A 19,160-nucleotide genomic window follows, 5' to 3' on the forward strand; every position below is an offset into this window, starting at 1 on the left:
ATAAATTTTGGGATATTAACAATGACAAACACGCCTTTTAAACGTGGTGTACTTTCTGCTTTGGTGCTTTCTGCCCTTAGTCCAGTTGCTTTTGCTGATTCGGTAAAAGCGCAGCCAGACATGGAGCGCATCGTGGTAACAGCGACCGGCTTTGAGCAAAAAATACCAGAAGCACCAGCGAGTATTTCAGTGATCACCGCTGAAGACATTCAAGCTCAGTCCTATACGACTTTACTTGATGCCGTGAAGTACCAAGAAGGCGTGGACATTGGCACAACTCGAGATAAAACCGGGCAAGGCAGCGTGAGTATGCGCGGTTTAACAGGTGAATATACGCTGCTTCTTATCGACGGTAAGCGTCAAAACAACCACGGTGATATCTACCCAAATAACTTTGGTGGTAACGCGTTTAACCATATTCCACCTAAAAGTGCCATTGAGCGAATTGAAGTGATTAGGGGACCTGCCTCTACACTTTACGGCGCAGATGCGATGGGCGGCGTAATCAACATTATTACTAAAAAGTCAGTAGATGAATGGACTGGCAGCATCGATTTTGGCCGAAGCCTACAAACAAACGACCAGTTTGGTGATGACATTACCACTGACTTCAGTATCTATGGACCTTTGGTTAAAGGTTTACTCAACTTTTCTGCTCGCGGTAGCATTTATGAGCGTCAAGCTTCAAACCCTGAGTTTTCACCTGCAATCGATCCAAATGGTGAGCAGCATCATCGTGAACTTGGTTTTGGTAGTGGTGGTAGAACGGTTGATAACACTAATACGCAACTTGGTGCGACGTTTGTATTTACGCCAAACGACAACCACACTGTTACTTTTGACTACGATATCTCAAATCAAGAGTACGATAATACACCAAACTACGACGTTGAGTCGGGCAAAATTACCTATCCGCTTGGTACCAAAGACAACATCGAATCAATCTGGCAAGACCGTCGCGGTGTGGTAAATCCACGCGCAGGTTATGCGGCGGATCAAGAATTTGATAGAAGCTGGTGGTCACTAACGCATCAAGGTACCTTTGGTGATATTGAAACCTTTGTGTCATTGGCGTTTGTTGATACCGATAACAATGGCCGTACTATGCCGCTTTCTGTTGCTGAGCGTAAACTACTACAAGCCATGTATGATGGCAGTGGTAAATATGCCGATATGGAAGAAGCAGAACGTAAAGCGCTTGCTGAAAGCACATTCTTACCACGTCCAAAGCGTACACTGAACAGCAACCAATATACGTTAGACGCGCGAGTGGATATTCCTGTTGACGATTTACTTGGCGATCACGTGTTTGTTGTGGGCGGCCAGTGGGTTGATGGTGAATTACAAGATGGCGTATTTGGTATGGAGTCGGGCGTTGATCAAGGCGTTCAGGAACACCAAATGTACTCGCTATTTGTAGAAGATAACTGGCACTTAAGCGATCCGCTAACAGTTACAGTGGGTGTTCGTCACGATAACCACGATGTATTTGGTAGCCAACTTTCTCCGCGTCTATACGGTGTATACGAGCTGTCTGACGATTGGACAGTAAAAGGCGGGATCAGTACAGGTTATAAAACGCCACAAACGACTGACTTATACAACGGTATTACCGGCTTTGGTGGTCAAGGTACGTCACCGTTTGCAGGTAACCCAGATCTTGAACCAGAAACCAGCGTAAACAACGAAGTTGCATTGTATTGGACACACCCAACAGAGAACCACAATTTTAATATCACTTACTTCTCAACGGAGTTTGACGATAAAATCGCCCGTGGTGACACCATCAAGAGCTGCTCTGCAACCAATGGTGCAAAACCATGCGTGAATTTGGGCGTATACGATGAGCTTGGCTACGATACTTATAGCCAAAAAATCAATATCGACAAAGTTGAGATCCAAGGCATTGAGCTTGCAGGCCGTTACCAGTTCACGGATGCGGTTTCACTTTACGCGAACTACACTTGGACTGACAGCGAGCAAAAGAGCGGCCCTCAAGAAGGTCAACCACTAACTAATACCGCTGAACACATGGCAAATGCCACGGTAAACTGGCAAGTAACGGACGAGCTCTCCCTAACACTAAATGCTGAAATGCGCTCTGATCGTTACCGTGGCTGGGACAACAACCTAGACAAAGCCATGTACTACAAAAACTACAACCTACTGCACTTAGGTGCTAAATACACCTTTAACGACAATGTTACTGTGTTTGCGCGTATCAATAACTTATTGGATGAAGACTTTACGTCTTATAGCACAGATTACAACGACTTAAACGGTGATGGTAAATACGAATACCTAAGCGGCCGTGGTGTGGTAAGTGAAGTCGTATTTAGCGACGACTACAACGTAAAAGACAAAGCCCGCAATATTTGGTTTGGTGTAAACGTGACGTTTTAATATCCATGTAAAGCATTACTAGATTACAAAACTCAAAGGAGGTGCAATTTGCACCTCTTTTTACACTCTAAGTGCTATGACAAGCATACCTACCGTATATTCACCTTTATCTTTACTCGATGTACGATTTATTTGGTGTCTTAGCTTGTATAGGAGTGATGCACGCAGTGCGTAGGGATAACTTTCCTTGACTTTGCTTAGAAGTTGCTCAAGTGCAAACCGATTATTGTATTCAGTAGTCTCTTCGGGGGTCATCAAATTTAAAGATACAATCGCTGTTTTTTCTAGTCGAAGAGCCGTTTCCTTTGCTAATTTTTTTACGTTAATGCTATTAAGTTGTTCCTTCGCGGAGTTGAGTTTGCTCTCAATCTTTTTAATCACATTCGAAGCTGGGCCATGCAACTTTACTCGAGCTCCTTTTAACTCACATAACTCAATGTATTTTTTATTTATAAGTGCTAAATCCAGTCGTCCAAATCCGTTTGCTCTAGGCACTTGTACTTCCGCGCTTGGTGTATAAGAGACTTGTTTATCTTTGTAAGCTTCAAATGCAGCATGATAAAAAACGGGTGTGAGAGTAATTTCTTTACCTGAGGATGGGAGCATAAAGCAGGGGATATTGTGATTGTCTATATAGGTTTCATTGATGGTTTGTAGAGCATTGAGAATAATGGGGCGTAAATGAGTAAGTTCAGAGTAGTTTGGTGCAGTAATTTTGATCTCTGAACTGGGGTCATTAGGTGTTGTTATCGTTTGCATCGGAATTATCCTTTCCTGATTTTTGTAACTTTTGTTGTAAATATATAACGGTAAATTGTTTTTGTTAATATTGAAAGCTTTGCTAATAAAATTTAGAGAGCAATAAGTGCGAATTTATAGGCTAGCTGACGTGGTTCCAAGGGCGGTCAACGCACGATACGTATCATAAGCAAACTGATCAGTCATACCGCTAATAAAATCCTGAATAAGGCGGCAACGATAATAAAACTCAAAAATCGGCTCTGCTTGCTCAGCATCACTAAGCTGCGCGACCGTTTCGCGGTATACCGCTACATACTTTTTGGAAATCCGATTAATCAATCGCGACTCTATCGCAAAGTCATGGTCGCCATTTAATGCTGCGTTAAATTCATCAGCGTTTAAGTCAAGCACTCGCTGATATTCATTCAATATGCTGCTGGTGATCTTATAACCTTGAAGCTCCAACTGCTCGACTTCTTTATTCGAGAATACCTTGTTGGCCGCGACCGTTTTCAGCGACTTTACAATGGCATGAAGGTGGCTATTATCTTCCAGTAACGAAGCGTTAAAACTCCCTTCGTAGATCGCACCAATATTATCGATAAAACGCGTTTTGGCATGTTCAGCAAGCGGGTGCAACAGCCCCACGCGGAGCCAAATAAAAAACTCATTATCAAAATTCGCCATATGCTTGCTGGCTTTGTCATTGGCATAGTGCAGCTTTTTACTCATAAGCTCTAAAAGCTTGTCATCGGTGATCCCAAATCCTGCGGCGATATTTTGATATTCCTCTATTAAACAGCCTGTTAACTCATCTACGCTAATAATGCCTTTTTCTACAGCGTCTTCCATATCAGCAAGGCAATAAGCAATATCGTCAGCCGCTTCCATGATATAAGTCACCGGGTGGCGATTACCCACTTGGATCTGCAATTTGTCGCACAGCTCACTGACAAAATCACTTTCACTAAAATAGTATCCTGCTTTCTTTTGCAGATAGGACTTATCAATGGCCACGGTTGATTTAGGCGTGGTCGCGCAGCGGGTATATTTCATCACAGTGGCACATTGTGAATAGGTAAGATTGAGTCGAGAAAGCGTATGAATAACGCGAATGGCTTGGGCGTTACCCTCAAAACTACAAATATCGAGCAGTAACTCCATTTCTTGATTCAGCACCGCCAGATCCGACGCTTTGCTCTCCTTTGAGCCATACCTAAGCGCCGCTCGAGCACTTTTTGCAAACTGTTGATGCTGGCTCAAATAGCGTTTAAACCAATCATTGATAGCGGCCTCGCCAAAGTGACCAAACGCAGGGTTACCAATATCGTGCATCAAACAGGCCATTTCTGACAGGGTGACCAAACACTCAGACAAATCCACCTGCTGGCCGTTTTTATCTTCATATTGCAGCAAATCTTGCCTACCTTGCAGCACCAGCGCATCAACAATTTTTTTAGCAATGTAACGGCCGTTTTGTTGCACCTCAAGCGAGTGCGTTAAGCGCGAACGCACCGCCGCATTACGCTCAAGCGGAAACACCTGAGTTTTTTGTTGCAGCCGCCTAAGCGCAGCACTGTTGATAATACGCCCGCGGTCACTTTCAAGGCTACTCGCCTCACTGCCACCAGTATTGTAAGGGCGTTCGTTTGTTATTTTATTCTTGAAGTGCATGCCACTTTCCTGTTGAGACCAAAGCTACATTTCCAATGTAGGTGAATGTGGAAAAGTTGTAAACCGAATCGACACCTCGCATAGCCAGCCTACAAGCAAACCTTCATATAAGGTAAGGTAGCACAGTACCTCAGTACTGAACTAACAACAGGCAAAACACCGACTAAGCCAGTAAAGTGATAAAAATAGCTGTAATACGTTGTAATGGGCTAGCCCATCTATATTTGTTACTTTTAACAGTTTGAATTAACCCTGGTTTTAATGGTTTTGCAAAAAATATCTAACACTTTGGTGGCAAATGCTTAGAAATTTGAAGCAAATCACTACAAAACTTACGGATTTTCGGGTTTAATACTCTCAGCATTCGTTTACATCTAATTTCAAATGAATATATACAGCGGTTAAGGATGAAGTAACCGCTCACGAACAGGATCTTTATGTGTTTGAGCGTTTATCTAACCATTTAGATTAGTAAGATCAGCTTTCCTGTGGCATCACATTGGCAACGGACAGCAAATGTGAGTTTGCAGAGTTTCAATGGTGACATGGAAATCATACTTTTCGTCATTTACACTGCGCCACTAAATGAAGTTATGTTAGGTAAAAGATGTCCGAAATTACGCTCGCTTATTACGACCAACATGCAGATGAATTTGCAAACTCAACATTCAATGTGGACATGCAACCGCTTTATCAGGAGTTTCTTCCTGAATTACCAAAGCGTGATAAACGTCATATTCACATTTTAGACGCTGGTTGTGGCAGTGGCCGCGACGCTGTAGCGTTCAAACAACTTGGCTATGAAGTTAGCGCAATGGATGCGTGCGAAAAGCTAGTGAAGATTGCCGCTACACAACTAGGTCAACCAGTGAGACACCAATTCTTTGAAGAGGTACAAGATATTGCTGCTTTTGATGGTATTTGGGCTTGTGCCAGCCTTTTACATGTTGCAGAGAAAGACCTGTCTAATGTTTTTGTGAAGTTACAAGATGCGCTTAAACCTCATGGTGTGTTGTATGTTTCGTTCAAATATGGTGCGGGTGAACGGGAGCACAATGGCCGTAGATTTACAGATCTTAATGAAGACGGATTATCAAAAGTTACCACAACATGTCTAAATCTCAACGTCATTAAGCTATGGGTGACGGAAGATAGAAGACCCAACCGAGATAATGAGCTTTGGTTAAACGCTCTACTTAGGAAGGATTAATCAAGTGAGCAGCAATAACCAAGGAGGAAAACTTGCGCTGTGCACGGATAAGCAACTTTATGTAGGGGGCGATGACCCCTTACTGCCTGCGTTGCTTCATGCCATCGAGCAAGCTGACGAGATTGAAATTACCGTTTCATTTATTCAGCGCTCTGGTCTTGATTTACTCTTTGATGCTTTGTATGACGCCCTAGTAAACGGCACCACATTAAAGTTACTTACTTCAGACTATCTAGACTTCACTTGCCCGCTCGCACTTAAAGAATTGATGACACTACATACTTTAGGGGCTGAGCTGCGAGTATATGAAACACGCGGAAATGAGAGTTTCCATATGAAGTCATACATTTTCACCAAAACCAAAGGTGAAGATGGCCAAATTTATGAGGGTAGTGCGTTTATTGGTTCAAACAATATAAGTGCAGTGGCACTAACTCAAGGGTTAGAATGGTGTTTTCGCCATGATTTTATAGCCAGTCAGAGTGGTAATAACGAGGCAACATTTTTGCAGTTTAAGGCTGCGTTTGCCTGTTTATTTACTCACCCTCAAACCGCATGTTTAAGCTACCCATGGATACAGCACTATCAAGAACGCCGTAAGAAGCCACAGTTCAAAACTGTTAGTAATGTTGTTGCTGATATAGATATTGAACCGATTAGCCCTAGATCTGAGCAGCAAGAAGCCTTAGAAAAACTGAATAATGCAAGAGCACAAAGCTATAAAAGAGGCTTAGTGGTATTAGCGACAGGAATGGGAAAAACGTGGCTTGCTGCTTTTGATGTTCAACAAGTAGGCGCTAAAAAAGTCCTATTTGTGGCACATAGAGAAGAAATTCTCAAACAAGCGGCCAAGACGTTTACGCGATTAATTGATTGTACCGCAGGGTTTTATACCGGTAAGCAAAAACAAAGTGATGCCGACTTTTTGTTTGCCTCTGTACAGAGCATTGGTAAAACAGAGAGTTTGAGGCAGTTTACAGCAGGTTACTTTGACTACATTATTGTTGATGAATTTCATCACGCGAGCAGTAAATTATACCGAAATTTGCTGTCTTATTTTGAGCCGCAATTCTTACTTGGTTTAACAGCTACACCAGAGCGAACGGACCAAGCCGATATTTTAAGTCTGTGTGACAACAACCTCGTCTATGAGCGGAATATGGTGCAGGGGATTGACGCCAAAACGCTCGTGCCGTTTCACTATTATGGTATTTGGGACGAAAGCGTTGACTATACCGCAATTCCTTGGCGTAACGGCAAGTTTGATCCAACCAGTCTAAACAATCAATTTGCGACAGAGCGCAGAGCAAAACATGCTTTACAGCACTGGAAACAGTTAGCGCAAACACGCACGCTGGCTTTTTGTATTTCGACCGCACACGCCGACTACATGGCAAACTACTTCAATAAAGCGGGAATTAAAACAGCTTCAGTACATGGAAAGTCAAGCATAAAACGCAGTGAAGCACTCGCGCATTTAGCATCTGGAAAACTACAAATTATTTTTAGTGTTGACCTGTTTAATGAGGGCACTGACTTACCCAGTATCGATACTGTGATGATGCTGAGGCCCAGTGAATCAAAGGTTTTATTCTTACAACAATTAGGTCGTGGACTGAGAATCCATCAACAGAAAACGCATTTGGTGGTATTAGATTTTATTGGTAACCACCACAGTTTTTTGAACAAGCCTTATGCACTTTTTGGTACACACTCGCCTAGAGACTTAGTTGCTAAGTTCAGTAAAGACAACCAAGTAGTTCAACTACCAGAAGGGTGTTTTGTAAATTACGACCTAGAAATTACTGACTTTTGGCAGCAACTCGCTAAAGAACTGCGAACCACGGCTCTTGATGATTATCAAAATCTAACAGAGCAGTTAGGTCATGCGCCTGATGCTTGTGAGTTTTTCCATGAATATGGTGAGTTTAAGAAGGTAAAGGCTTATGGAAGTTGGTTTGAGCTCGTTGTAAAAGCAAAGAGCATTAGTAGTATTTCAGCTGAGTGGCTTGCGCCCTACAAGGTGTTTTTAAAAGAGGCTGTCGAAATGACCAGTATGACAAAATGCTTTAAAGCCATTTTGCTTGAAGCCTTTGTTCAACTCGATGGTATAGCTTACCCTCCCACATTAAGAGCGCTGGCAGATAAGAGTTATGATGTGCTATTGCACTACCCTCAGCTAAGCAAGCTAGACATATCAGAAAAGGACAGAAGCAAAAGCAAGGGCAGTAAAGCTTGGTTCAATTATTGGTTCGATAATCCGATTAACGCTTTCACGGAAGCAAAAAAACCTGAACATAAGCGCAAAACACACCACTGGTTTTCAATTGAACAAGCACCAAATCAATCCATTGAAGAAGCACACTTCAAACTAAACCTTAAAGTTGAAACGCAAGATATTGAACAACTGACCGACTGTATATTGGAGTTAAGTCGCTATCGCCTTGCTAGATATCTTCATACCAAACGTGACAGGCTAGCCGAACTCGAAAGTACACAGACGGTGACAGATGATGCGATACCAAACCAACTTCAAAGCACAGATGTTGCGGAAAACGTGGTACAGCTGCCATATTTTCCTAATTTGAAAATTGCTTGTGGTCACTTTAAAACAGGTGACAGCAGCGAAATGTCCTTCGTGCCTGCACCTCCGGGGTGTGGAAAAGTCGACCCTGAAAAACATTTCTTAGCTCATGCTAGTGGTAACTCTATGAATGGTGGGAAACACCCTATCTTCGATGGAGACTTATTATTACTTGAGCGGATCACATCGAGCAATGCGGGATCAATTACAAATACTACTATTGCCATCGAGCGCTTTGACGCAGCTGACGACGAACAATTTTTATTACGAGATGTAAGAAAACAGATTAATGTGCATGGTGAAGTAACCTACCTACTTGTGGCAAGAAGCCCAGAGTATGCAGTAATGGAAGCCAACGATGAGTTTGTGACGTTTGCGCGGTTGAGAGAAGTTTTGAAACTCCCTGTAAACTAACGCTAGATGGATATGAACTGTCAGCGTCAAAGAGTAGCTGATATTGATTTAACAACCAGATAGGCTTCTCTATCAACATAACGGTTGATAGGTTATAGCTTGAACTCTATGTATATGGATTGTAAATTTATTTATCTATAAAAACTTTGATTGTATTTCACAACTTTAGTAGCTAGGACACGCAAACAAATGGATGGCTCAGCGTCACAACAACACAGCACAGTAAAAAAAGCGGCTTTATTTTCATTTAATAAATTTGTTGCTTTTACCGTTTTTATAACCAGTATTGTCATTGGTGCTTATGCAACTGATATTGTTGAGATAATAAAGGCCTACGTACTTTATTCTGGTAGTAGCTTGATTCGCTTTATACCAATTTTGGTGCTTAGTGTGGTGATGATAAGTTATTTATATTATCAATTTGAGCGAGCTGGACTAAGCACTTTTAGGAGATTCATAAAGTCAATTTCAACTGTGTTTGTATATGCAGCATTTTTCTCAGCAGGGATGTTTCTAAAAGATCCTTGGATATCACTTTCCATGTTCAACGATGAATACGATGGCCCCGTCAAAACTTTTCAACACTACGCGGGGTTTGAAGTAAAGAAGGATAAATGTGAAAAGCGCGGTAAAAACCTTACTTGCTCCTTTTACGCTATTAATCTACTTCCTCGTGATAATGCTTTTAGGATTAGAAATAAAAGTTATGCGATTGATCATAAAGATAGTCAAGCTAGATTACTTGCATACTATGTAGGTGAAAAGCGGTATGGTAGTTATAACTCTGATTATTTTACTGTGCCTGTAGGAAGTAAGCGAATGTTTAAAATGGAGTTTGAGCTCTCATCAGATGAAAAAATGGTATTTGCTCCGTACTTGTCAGTAGTGCTAGATGCAGAACATCATGAAGAAAAGCATCTCAACTTTAGATCCATGGATGTTGTGGACTATGTTCAGTAGTCTGTGGTTTTGCAAAGGTGAATTATGAGCCAAGCCCTTAAATTTTTACTGTCTATTATGATCGTCGTCGTAACTTTTATCGTGTCAGCCACCTTGGCCGGGATATTAGCGGAGTATGCGGGCTGGTGGAAAAAACCGGTGATAGGCGGTGTTGCAGCGGCTTGTGTGGTGTTGTCGGGTTATATAAGTGCGCCGGTGTATAAGTTGTATTCTGCGGCGGTATGGCTGTTGATTGGTGCAGTTGCAGCTTGGGTGATGTCGAGTGTGTTTATGTATGCTGAGGATGCCGACACCTCAGTGCCTTTGTATGTGACCTATGCAAGTGGTGTGGTTGCTTTAGTGCTTTGTTGGGGTTGGGAGCGCCGAAAGGTTGTGTGAGGGATTGGTTTTCTGGAATAGGATGCAAGAGAGCGCCGCGTAAAGCGGCTCCCACCAGCGGGCCTAGTGTGGTGGGAGCGGATTTATTCCGCGATGTTTTATGTAAAGATCGCCGCGTAAAGCGGCTCCTACGAGTGGGTGCTAATGTGGTGGAAGTGGATTTATTCCGCGATGTTTTATTTAGAGATCGCCGCGTGAAGCGCCTTCCATCAGCGGGGCTAGTGTGGTGGGAGCGGATTTATTCCGCGATGTTTTATGAAAAGATCGCCCGTAAAGTGGCTCCTACCAGCGGGGAGCTAGTATGGTGGGATCGTATTTATTCCGCGATGCTTTCTGTAAAGATCGCCGCGTAAAGCGGCTCCCACCAGCGGGGAGCTAGTGTGGTGGGAGTGGATTTATTCCGCGATGTTTTTTGTAAAGATCGCCACGTAAAGTGGCTCCTACCAGCGTAAGGCTAGTATGGTAGGAGCGGATTTATTCCGCGATGTTTTTGTAGAGTTCGCTGCGTAAAGCTGCCCCTACCTACCCAATTATTAAAGGAATGTTCAATATGACTCCAAGTGCGTTACGCAAAGCTGTTAATGCCTTTTCTAAGGATACTCAGCATCAACCGGATTATTATTTTGTTGAAGGCTATTTGATTGGCAAAGTTGCTATTAATGATATGGCTGAAATACACGAGTGGTTGCCTGAGCTCTTTGGTGATTACACGGCTATTTACCGTGCTCAGTTAGAGGCTTTAATGGATTTGCATGAGCAGTGCGTTTCAAGCTTGGATGGCAAAACTTATAAGTTGCCAAAAGAGTGTGCGCTCTCTAAGCAAGACTTTGCAGCATCATTAGCAAAGGGGGCTCCATTACCGAGCTTTTGTCTTGGTCTGCTCAAAGCTTTGGATAAAGTATCTTTTGAGAACTTGTCACTAGAGCAGAAAGGTGCGGTAAATGAATTACAACAACAGCTCACCGGATTTACTAGCTTAGATGCAGCAAAGGCGGCATTTTCAAACGCTGAGCCTATGGTGCCTTTTGAGCGGGAGGCTCATGATGTAAAGCGTTATTTGGCAGGCGCGATTATGGAGTTAGGGGATACTTTAATTTGGGATCCTGAGTTAGACAACGAGCTCGGAACGTTTGAACTTGAAGAAGATTTTGATGAAGAACAGGAAGAAATAAGAAACTCACTGATTGAGAACTTACTCAAATTGACTCACATCGATTCAATCCCTTTACTTGACCAGTTTATTCATAATGAAGAACAAGACTTTATTACGCCTGATTATATTGAGGAAAATCAAGGTAACTTTTGGCTTATCCACGAAACCAGACCCTATATGTTTATTCGTTACCATAAAGCGTGGATTTACTTTTGGGCAGACAGAGTACAAGAGGCGGTTGATGAGTTAGACGTGCTGCTGCGACTTAATCCTAACGACAATCAGGCCTGTCGATACCTGTATGTGAACGGTTTAGTGATCTTAAAACAGTGGGATAAACTACAAGCTTGCCTCGATGAATATGAAGAAGAGAGTATTTTTATGCTATCTGCAGAGGCGTTGATGCGTTTTGCGCAGGATGGCGAGAGCAAAGCCTTGAATGAGCTAAAAGCAACAATCAAAGGGTACAATAAGCACTTTATCAAGATGCTTACAGGTCAAGAAAAGACCAAACAAAAAGAGATATATGGCTACACATTGGGTTCAAAAGAAGAAGTCTTAAGTTATATAGATTGTGGTGGAAAAAAAGCCTGGTTAAGCGTTGAAGGAAGCCTGTTTTGGCTGCGTAAGAAAAGTTAATTGTACTTTGTTTCAGGCTTGCTGAGTGAGTCTATTTAACCTGAGGTTTGGATAAGGAATGTTCCAACTCATTGTTGCTAAAGCATAACTTAGTTTTTTCCTTGTCTAGCCAGAGAGTTTTAGGGAAAACACCGCTTCCGCGTCCTGCTCTCGCTAAGGTACCTACATCCTGTAGGCAAGGCGAATTTACGCACCAATAGCTTGCTATTGGAAGTGAATTCAACGCAGTTAGCGCTAAAACTGGCTGCTAGAAAGGCATTAATTATCCGCAGCTCAGGTTATTTAGGAAAAGGCCCTCAATTAGATAGGGCCTGTTGGTTGGGGGTTGTGTTACGTTATATGCCTTCAATCATCCACTTAGCGGATAACTGGTCCGGCTCGCCATGGCGATTTAACTCAGGTTGGTTTTGTGCTTGGTTAAACCAAATATATTGCTGCCAAAATTGATTTTTGATATTCCAAACACCACCTTGATATATCAACGAGTAGAGTGCTTGTTTAGGGGAGTCTACGAGCTTGAGATAACCTGCGCTTTTGCTGCTGTAACTTAAAAACAGTGAAGGGGCTTGAGTGGCTCTAAAATAGTGCAGACCCTCAGCATTGGTTACCTGAATTAAATCGAGAGGCTCATTTGGGCTAAAGGTAATTCGGGTGTCATTATTCAGGGTCTGTGCCGCTAAATACTGATTATTTATTGGCGACTTTATCGTGATTTGTGTGCCCGAATCAGCACTTAACTGCGGATATGTCCAGCCGCTTGGTGGCGTTTGCCAGGTTAGAGATTTCCAACGCCAGTTGTAGGGTATATCTAAGTGTGGGTCGTTAAGATCTTCAAAACCAGGTTCGGCTTCGATATTAAAAAGACATTGGTTTCGCTCTGCATCTAGCTGTGCAACACGCTCGGCTTGGCTAGTTGTACCTACATTTAGCTCTGCCATACAGGCTTCAAGCGACTTCCCTTTTCCTGACTCATTAGGGGCCAGTACATAAGTATGGTCACGTTTACTTTCGTCCTCATACCAAGCTAGCATAGCGGCCTCGTCAAACGACAACCAGTTCTGTACCAGTAGTTGTGCTTCTTGCTCGGCTACGCTACGTCTTTGTGATTTTGGCGTTGCCATTGTGCGAATAAACGCAGCCCAGAGATCTTTACTGGCCTCCAGCGCGACAATCGCAACCGGTTTCATGCTACTAATACGATAAGACTGCCAACCAGACTCTAAGCGTGTATTCGCTTGCCAAATTACATCGCCACTGGCGAAGTTGAGCACATCTTTGGTGTCGTGCGAATGCTGCTCGGCACCTTCTGAGCAAAGATAAGCTTTTACTTGCCAAACCTTTTCGTAGTTATCTTGTGGGAGCCTTACCGTATGTTCTGGACTAAATGAGTCTTGAAATAGGTGAACGGCACGGCCAAACAAGAAGTAATTATGATCTACTTCCGCAAGTGCGGCGTGGCCACCACCATCCCATACTTTGAGGCGCTTTTCCTCAGCCATGGCTGCATCAATAAAATGTTGAACAAAGCGTTTTTGCGCGCGATAAGCTGCATCTACACCACCTTGGCCTGCAATATCATCATAGCGGCGCATAAAGTGATCTAGCTGAATGTCAGCCGGTTCTTGCGAGACTGCGCTAAAACAGTTTGGACCGGTAGGATCGGTACTGGCGTTGGTGACGTTAAATCCAGCAATATCAACCCAACGCTCACCGACAATGGCGGAATTCACACTGTCGTATCTTGGTTCATAGAGTGGGTTATTGTTTAGCTGGGATTGGAGTCGAGTAATTTCATCTTGTGCGGTATGTAGCGCGATGTTCTTTGCCAGACCATAGCGCCAAGCGTGTCTGGGGTCGTTAGGATCTGGTTCGATAATATGTTCGGCATCCAGCACTTCAAGTGCTGCGGTGCGGGTTAACCATTCATGTCCCATGGGCATGATCCCTTGTCCACCAAATTGGGTGAATGCTTGAACTGTGCTGCTTAATGCAAGTCCTAGTGCAAATGTGAGAGGCTTTATTTTCATATCTACTCCTTGAAAACTAAAAGCAAAAAATAACGTTTTTACTCAACTGAGGGACAAGGATTATAGTTTGTGAAATAAATGTTTCAATTAATTTTTGTTTGTAACGAATAAGTTTTCTAATCACCTGATTTGTTCTTTGAGTGTTAGGCTCTTACATGGTTTAAAAAAGATAAAAGTATTTTTCAATTAATATCATATGGTTGTTGGTTATTTTGTTCGTGTCGTATGTTCTGTAATGAAGTGAAATATGCACATTTTATTGCTGGTGCTACAGTTACTCTACTTAGCTGGGACTCAATTTAAGCGAAAGTTAGCGCACACTTGAGTATGTTTTGTTAACAAGTGTGTTGTTTTGTGCCGTGGTTACTATATCTAAAGGATATAAATATGAACTATTCACTTCACCCCTCTGTCGGTGTCGCAAGACTCGGTAATAGCGATGGTCAGTTTTATTTAGCACCAGACAAAATAGGCGGTTTACCATTTGAATCCGATGAATGGGGCAATAAGATAGACAGCCCTGTCAGTCAGTTTAAAGATGCAGAAGGCCGGATCCGCAGACAGGGCCAACCCTTTAAAATCATTGACGAAAATAACAATGAACTAACGTTATCGAGCGATAACGTGAAATCCATTAGTTGGACCGTACACGTCGCGAATAAAAAGGCGGCATGGTATGAGTTTAATGAATTACAAGGCAACTTACTCTATGGTCAAGATAATAGTTATAGCAATCGCAACACGCCTTGGCGTAATGCAGATGCAACGGATCGTCGAAGCCTAATTATTGACCCAGGTCCAAGAACGATATCTGGCGCAAATGCAAAAGCTGAATTTGACGCCGCCAGTGCGCCTGCAGGATATCCGGTTAGTTTCCCTCCCAAACCGTGCCAAGGCACTGAAATAAAGTCGCTCGGAGATATTTTAACCGATAACGAAGGCCGCTTAGTAGTACTTGGCGGTAAAGGGAATGCGGGTGGTAACCAGCCTCTTGAATCTTACGGTGGCGCGGACACGTGGCATGATGATATTGCGGATGGGACTGTGTATTGCACGGTTACGTTTGACGATGGTAAAACCTTGCAGCTCTCAGCTTGGGTAATTGTTGGCTCTCCGGACTTTGCACCGGAAATCGTCAATATCTCCAACCTCAGTGATACTATGTTTGACGTTGCGGTACGTGAACAAAACTTATGTCCTGAGCTTTACAGCAATGGTGAGTATCAGTCTTCTTATCAGGCAAATTATTACCAAGATATTGAGCCGATTATCCAGCGTATCAGTCGGTATCAGTGGGTATCAAATGTCCAATCTATGTCGGCATTTGTTTCCAATATTTTTGATTTTAAAGATAGCTCTGAAGATAACAAAGCGAATCGTCAGGCTTACTTTAAGTATTTTAGACAGCCAGTTGACCCAGCCACAGTGCAGCAAACTCCGCCAAACGATCAAACCAATCAGCAACTCTTCGAGTATGGTATTGAGGGTAATTTACCACTGATGCCAATGAACTCTGGCAGTAACTCGGTGAGCAACGCCGAAGACAATATTGTCGATAAGTTTTTAACGTTAACGCAGACTCAATACTTCTTACTGAGTCAGTGGGCCGCTGGTAACTTTTCAAGTGCTAAACCTTCAGCGCCACAGAGCGCAGTCGATGAGTTTGGCGTATTTTATGCGGATCAAGGTAGCGTGGGTAATTGCGTTGGCTTACCTATGTGTCCAGGGATTGAGGTAACGTGGAGTTTACAAAATCCAGCAGTGTACGCGGCGCCTTATATCATCAAAGATCAAAGTATGGGTAATGGCTTTCCAAGTGGCTTGGATGCTGAGCGTGATGAGTGCGAAGGTGGTGGTTGTCAGCCTGGAGATTTAACCAAGCGCATGGCATGCCCATGGCAAGCTGACTTTTTCAATTGTACTATTCAAAATGTGAACTTTACCGAGCCAACGGTGAATAAAGTGAACGTCGGCACGGAAGACGATCCGCAAATGGTGCCAGCAGCCCCAACTTACTATAGTTACTGGTGGCCACCGCAAAGCCCTTGGGATGTATTGACGAATCAATTTGATGATCAATCACTTACTCACCTTCCAGCTGGCCAGCAAGTCAACTATGCACGGGGTATTAATAGCTTTGTGCAAATGGTTGAGCATTGGTCGGCACTTGGTTTTATCCGCAATCAAAATAGTGATGAACCGAATTTCCCGTACTTTACGGAAATCGAACGTAATCACCAATTGTTTGCGTATAAGGATGTGCCTGTCTCCGATATTACTGGGAATTGCCAAGACGACGGAACCGATATTCCGGTGTTTTACATTCCTGATGACCTTAAAGATCACCTGTCTTGCGGGTGCTCTAAGGCCAAAGCAATACTAAAAGGGCTTGAAGAAAAAATGGCGAAGCCAATTACGCAAAAACGAGCTGCGAAAAAAGTGCCTCGCAGCGGTACTCGAACAAGACGGTAATGGATATGAATGGTACTCACGAATGTGATGTGCTAGTAATTGGTGCTGGCCCTGCTGGGGCTAGCACCGCATTAAACTTGCTCAATCACACAGACCTATCAGTCATTTTAATCGAGCAGTCTGATTTACAAAAATTAAGAATTGGCGAAAGTGTATCTGCAAGTGTGTTTTCGGTATTGGACTATTTGCAGATAGACAAAGCGGATTTCGGTCCGCACTGTTTTACTCCAACTCAAGGTAATAGTGCATTTTGGGGAAGTGAGCAATCGGCTAATCGTCACGCGATTTTTGCACCAGACAGAGCAACCTATCAAATTAATCGCGAGATATTTGATCTAACCCTGCTTGAAAGCACGATCCAGCGCGGTGGTACGGTATTCCCGCGCACTAAAAGCAAAGCAATTACTCAGTTACAAGACGGCCGTTACTCAGTGGTGGTGAGTCATCCTGACTATGGTCAGTTTACCATTGTTTGCAAGTATCTAGTTGATGCGTCAGGACGTAATTCGTCTATTGGCAGATCTCTAGGAGCGGCTGTTCAGCAATATGACAGACTTACTGGGGTTGGTGCCTTCTTTAAAGTAAAGCGGGGGGCGCTTGAGCAACTGCAATTAATTGAAAGCGATGAATTTGGCTGGTGGTACAGTGCGGCGCTTTCTAACGATATGTTAGTTGTAACGTATTTCAGTGATTTTGAATTGCTCTCTAAGCAGCGCCTAAATCGTCTGACGCAGTGGCAAGCGCACTTAGGTAGTAGTAAATATATGTCACGGCGGGTAGAGGATGCAAAGATGGTCGACGAAAACCTATGGATCCGACCCGCCGGGAGTCATTTTAGCAGTTTTGCTCATCTCAAAAATTATTTACCTGTGGGGGATGCGGCTTGTGCGTTTGACCCTATTTCTTCTATGGGATTAGGGTTTGCCATGACATCGGGGTGCCAAGCGGCAGCCATTATCGGCAATACCAAAACATCTCATGCATTTATGCATAGCAGCAAAGTATATCAACAAGACTTAGCGGATCAGTTTGATCAATACTTAGCGCTAAAGCAGCAGTTTTATAATAAGGAGAAACGTTGGTGTGACGCGCCTTTTTGGTTCAAGCGGCAGCAACTTATCAATCAGGTTGCTTAGCTGAAGCTAACCGAAGAATAACAACTGCTAGCGCACAAGTTGTTATTCTGATTTCGGGTTAGCTTATATTAAAGCAAACTTAAAATGTGTTTGGCGTTTTGTCGGGCAAGACAGCCCTTGACGGGATCGGTTGAAAACGTTTTAGCCGATATCTCCATAGGCTCCCCTTCATGAAGTACATCACCGCTATAGACTTTAACTCGACAGGTCGTTTTGTTTTGCTCTTCTGAATAAACAAGCTCCACTTTTTCGGCCTTCATGATTAAGTTTTTGTAGGGGTATCCTGCATCGGTAAATACTTTTTCAGTTTGTACCTGCTCGGATGTTGATGCGAGTGCTGCTAGAGGAAATGCAAGAATAATTGCATATTTCATGATAAAGACTCCTTCCGTCTCTGATTTCACTGCTAAGTATTGTGTGCATTCATAAAACTGACAAACTAGAAATTCTGACCTATAGTTAAGTTTTAATTAAGTAAGGCGGCGAATGAAATCACCTCCACTCAAAGGACTTTGGTATTTTAAAACGGCGGCGGAATTAGGCAGTTTTAAGCAGGCGGCGGAAGCCTTATTTGTGACTCAAGCTGCCGTGAGTCAACAGATAAGAACCCTTGAGCAACAGCTTGGTTGTATGTTATTTGAACGACAAACAAGAAAAGTATTGCTAACTCAGCAAGGACAAGACTTGTTGCCGTACTTACACAAGGCCTTTGGGCAAATGGAAATGGGTCTATCGACGTTAAAATCAGATCCTAACCCAAACACCATTAACCTGTCGGTTTTGCCTTCATTTGCTACTTGTTGGCTTTTGCCTAGATTGGCGAGCTTCAACAAAGCATTGCCAGACTTCCAGCTGCGTATTGATCCTACCGAGCAACTCGCCGATTTTAACCGCGACGATATCGATATTGGGATCCGCTTTGGATTTGGTAACTATCCGGGACTGAAAAGCGAACTCATCGCTGAAGATGAGTTAGTTCTTGCCTACCGCCCTGGATTAATTGACCCAAACAAACCGCTGCGAGAGCAGCTATCAAAGCTCAATTTTATCTATGACGAAGGTCGAGATAATCAACATGCGTGGCTTGAGCTAAACAAGCAACTGGGTTTAAGTGGTCATACATTCAGTAATCTCAAAATTGATAATGCAGCATTGGTGCAGCAGGCAACGGTGGCTGGGCAGGGGTTCTCTTTGTTACGTCGACGTTTAGTGAATCAATCTTTAGAGCTTGGCCAGTTAGAAATCTATCCCGACTTTGCGTGGTTGTGTGAATATCGCTATTTCTTGGTCGCACCTGAGCGTCACTTTGAGTGGCCTAAATTAAAGGCGTTTCGGGATTGGATAGTTGCCGAGCTTAGCGCGTGCTGAG

Annotated in this window: 14 protein-coding genes; 10 read left to right on the forward strand and 4 right to left on the reverse strand. The window is 43.2% G+C overall.

The window, feature by feature from the left end:
• Positions 1–21 precede the first annotated feature (21 nt).
• On the forward strand, positions 22–2,403 hold the full coding sequence (locus EXT47_RS18435) for a TonB-dependent receptor (RefSeq protein ID WP_130127264.1): 2,382 nt from the start codon (positions 22–24) through the stop codon (positions 2,401–2,403).
• A gap of 60 nt (positions 2,404–2,463) precedes the next feature.
• Here EXT47_RS18435 and EXT47_RS18440 read toward each other — a convergent pair whose 3' ends face one another.
• Together EXT47_RS18440 and dgt are read right to left on the reverse strand one after the other, a co-directional pair.
• Positions 2,464–3,162 carry a hypothetical protein gene (locus tag EXT47_RS18440; RefSeq protein ID WP_102058542.1) on the reverse strand — a complete coding sequence of 233 codons (699 nt, stop codon included), beginning with the start codon at positions 3,160–3,162 and terminating at the stop codon, positions 2,464–2,466.
• A 114-nt stretch (positions 3,163–3,276) separates the two neighbouring features.
• Complete coding sequence (gene dgt, locus EXT47_RS18445; protein ID WP_130127265.1) at positions 3,277–4,818, reverse strand: dGTPase; 1,542 nt, start codon at positions 4,816–4,818, stop codon at positions 3,277–3,279.
• A 607-nt stretch (positions 4,819–5,425) separates the two neighbouring features.
• On the opposite strand from dgt, the gene EXT47_RS18450 reads away from it, so the two are divergent.
• The 6 genes from EXT47_RS18450 (at position 5,426) to EXT47_RS18475 (ending at position 12,156) form a co-directional block, all read left to right on the forward strand.
• On the forward strand, positions 5,426–6,028 hold the full coding sequence (locus EXT47_RS18450) for a bifunctional 2-polyprenyl-6-hydroxyphenol methylase/3-demethylubiquinol 3-O-methyltransferase UbiG (protein WP_130127266.1): 603 nt from the start codon (positions 5,426–5,428) through the stop codon (positions 6,026–6,028).
• A 4-nt stretch (positions 6,029–6,032) separates the two neighbouring features.
• Entirely contained in the window at positions 6,033–9,026 is a 2,994-nt protein-coding gene (locus EXT47_RS18455; protein ID WP_130127267.1) for a DEAD/DEAH box helicase family protein, read from the forward strand.
• Positions 9,027–9,215: 189 nt separating this feature from the next.
• Positions 9,216–9,986: a hypothetical protein gene (locus EXT47_RS18460; protein WP_130127268.1), complete on the forward strand. Its 771-nt coding sequence runs from the start codon at positions 9,216–9,218 to the stop codon at positions 9,984–9,986.
• Between the two features lie 24 nt (positions 9,987–10,010).
• Positions 10,011–10,364, forward strand: a complete 354-nt coding sequence (locus tag EXT47_RS18465) for a hypothetical protein (RefSeq protein ID WP_130127269.1) — start codon at positions 10,011–10,013, stop codon at positions 10,362–10,364.
• Positions 10,365–10,513: 149 nt separating this feature from the next.
• The gene (locus tag EXT47_RS18470; RefSeq protein WP_130127270.1) at positions 10,514–10,717 is read left to right on the forward strand and encodes a hypothetical protein; all 204 of its coding nucleotides are present in this window, start codon (positions 10,514–10,516) and stop codon (positions 10,715–10,717) included.
• 197 nt (positions 10,718–10,914) lie between these two features.
• Positions 10,915–12,156, forward strand: coding sequence for a UPF0149 family protein (locus EXT47_RS18475; protein ID WP_130127271.1), 1,242 nt, complete (start codon positions 10,915–10,917; stop codon positions 12,154–12,156).
• Between the two features lie 335 nt (positions 12,157–12,491).
• Here the strand turns inward: EXT47_RS18475 and EXT47_RS18485 are convergent, their stop codons facing one another.
• The gene (locus EXT47_RS18485) at positions 12,492–14,183 is read right to left on the reverse strand and encodes a hemolysin D (protein ID WP_130127273.1); all 1,692 of its coding nucleotides are present in this window, start codon (positions 14,181–14,183) and stop codon (positions 12,492–12,494) included.
• 387 nt (positions 14,184–14,570) lie between these two features.
• On the opposite strand from EXT47_RS18485, the gene lodA reads away from it, so the two are divergent.
• Positions 14,571–16,655, forward strand: coding sequence for a CTQ-dependent lysine 6-oxidase LodA (lodA, locus tag EXT47_RS18490; RefSeq protein ID WP_130127274.1), 2,085 nt, complete (start codon positions 14,571–14,573; stop codon positions 16,653–16,655).
• A 5-nt stretch (positions 16,656–16,660) separates the two neighbouring features.
• Positions 16,661–17,791, forward strand: coding sequence for a lysine-epsilon-oxidase maturase LodB (lodB, locus tag EXT47_RS18495; protein WP_240701630.1), 1,131 nt, complete (start codon positions 16,661–16,663; stop codon positions 17,789–17,791).
• Between the two features lie 68 nt (positions 17,792–17,859).
• On the opposite strand, the gene EXT47_RS18500 is transcribed toward lodB, so the two are convergent.
• Positions 17,860–18,165 carry a hypothetical protein gene (locus EXT47_RS18500; protein ID WP_010375339.1) on the reverse strand — a complete coding sequence of 102 codons (306 nt, stop codon included), beginning with the start codon at positions 18,163–18,165 and terminating at the stop codon, positions 17,860–17,862.
• A 112-nt stretch (positions 18,166–18,277) separates the two neighbouring features.
• Between EXT47_RS18500 and EXT47_RS18505 the strand changes: the two genes are divergently transcribed.
• Entirely contained in the window at positions 18,278–19,159 is an 882-nt protein-coding gene (locus tag EXT47_RS18505; RefSeq protein ID WP_130127276.1) for a LysR substrate-binding domain-containing protein, read from the forward strand.
• Position 19,160: the final 1 nt, after the last annotated feature.

It is taken from the genome of Pseudoalteromonas sp. CO342X, assembly GCF_004208915.1.
GTDB lineage: Bacteria > Pseudomonadota > Gammaproteobacteria > Enterobacterales > Alteromonadaceae > Pseudoalteromonas > Pseudoalteromonas maricaloris.

Coding starts and splice junctions, on each gene's coding strand:
- EXT47_RS18460 (WP_130127268.1), top strand. CDS start 9,216: ATGGATGGCTCAGCGTCACAACAACACAGCACAGTAAAAAAAGCGGCT.
- EXT47_RS18450 (WP_130127266.1), top strand. CDS start 5,426: ATGTCCGAAATTACGCTCGCTTATTACGACCAACATGCAGATGAATTT.
- EXT47_RS18485 (WP_130127273.1), bottom strand. CDS start 14,183: ATGAAAATAAAGCCTCTCACATTTGCACTAGGACTTGCATTAAGCAGC.
- EXT47_RS18500 (WP_010375339.1), bottom strand. CDS start 18,165: ATGAAATATGCAATTATTCTTGCATTTCCTCTAGCAGCACTCGCATCA.
- EXT47_RS18435 (WP_130127264.1), top strand. CDS start 22: ATGACAAACACGCCTTTTAAACGTGGTGTACTTTCTGCTTTGGTGCTT.
- dgt (WP_130127265.1), bottom strand. CDS start 4,818: ATGCACTTCAAGAATAAAATAACAAACGAACGCCCTTACAATACTGGT.
- EXT47_RS18475 (WP_130127271.1), top strand. CDS start 10,915: ATGACTCCAAGTGCGTTACGCAAAGCTGTTAATGCCTTTTCTAAGGAT.
- lodA (WP_130127274.1), top strand. CDS start 14,571: ATGAACTATTCACTTCACCCCTCTGTCGGTGTCGCAAGACTCGGTAAT.
- EXT47_RS18505 (WP_130127276.1), top strand. CDS start 18,278: ATGAAATCACCTCCACTCAAAGGACTTTGGTATTTTAAAACGGCGGCG.
- EXT47_RS18440 (WP_102058542.1), bottom strand. CDS start 3,162: ATGCAAACGATAACAACACCTAATGACCCCAGTTCAGAGATCAAAATT.
- lodB (WP_240701630.1), top strand. CDS start 16,661: ATGAATGGTACTCACGAATGTGATGTGCTAGTAATTGGTGCTGGCCCT.
- EXT47_RS18465 (WP_130127269.1), top strand. CDS start 10,011: ATGAGCCAAGCCCTTAAATTTTTACTGTCTATTATGATCGTCGTCGTA.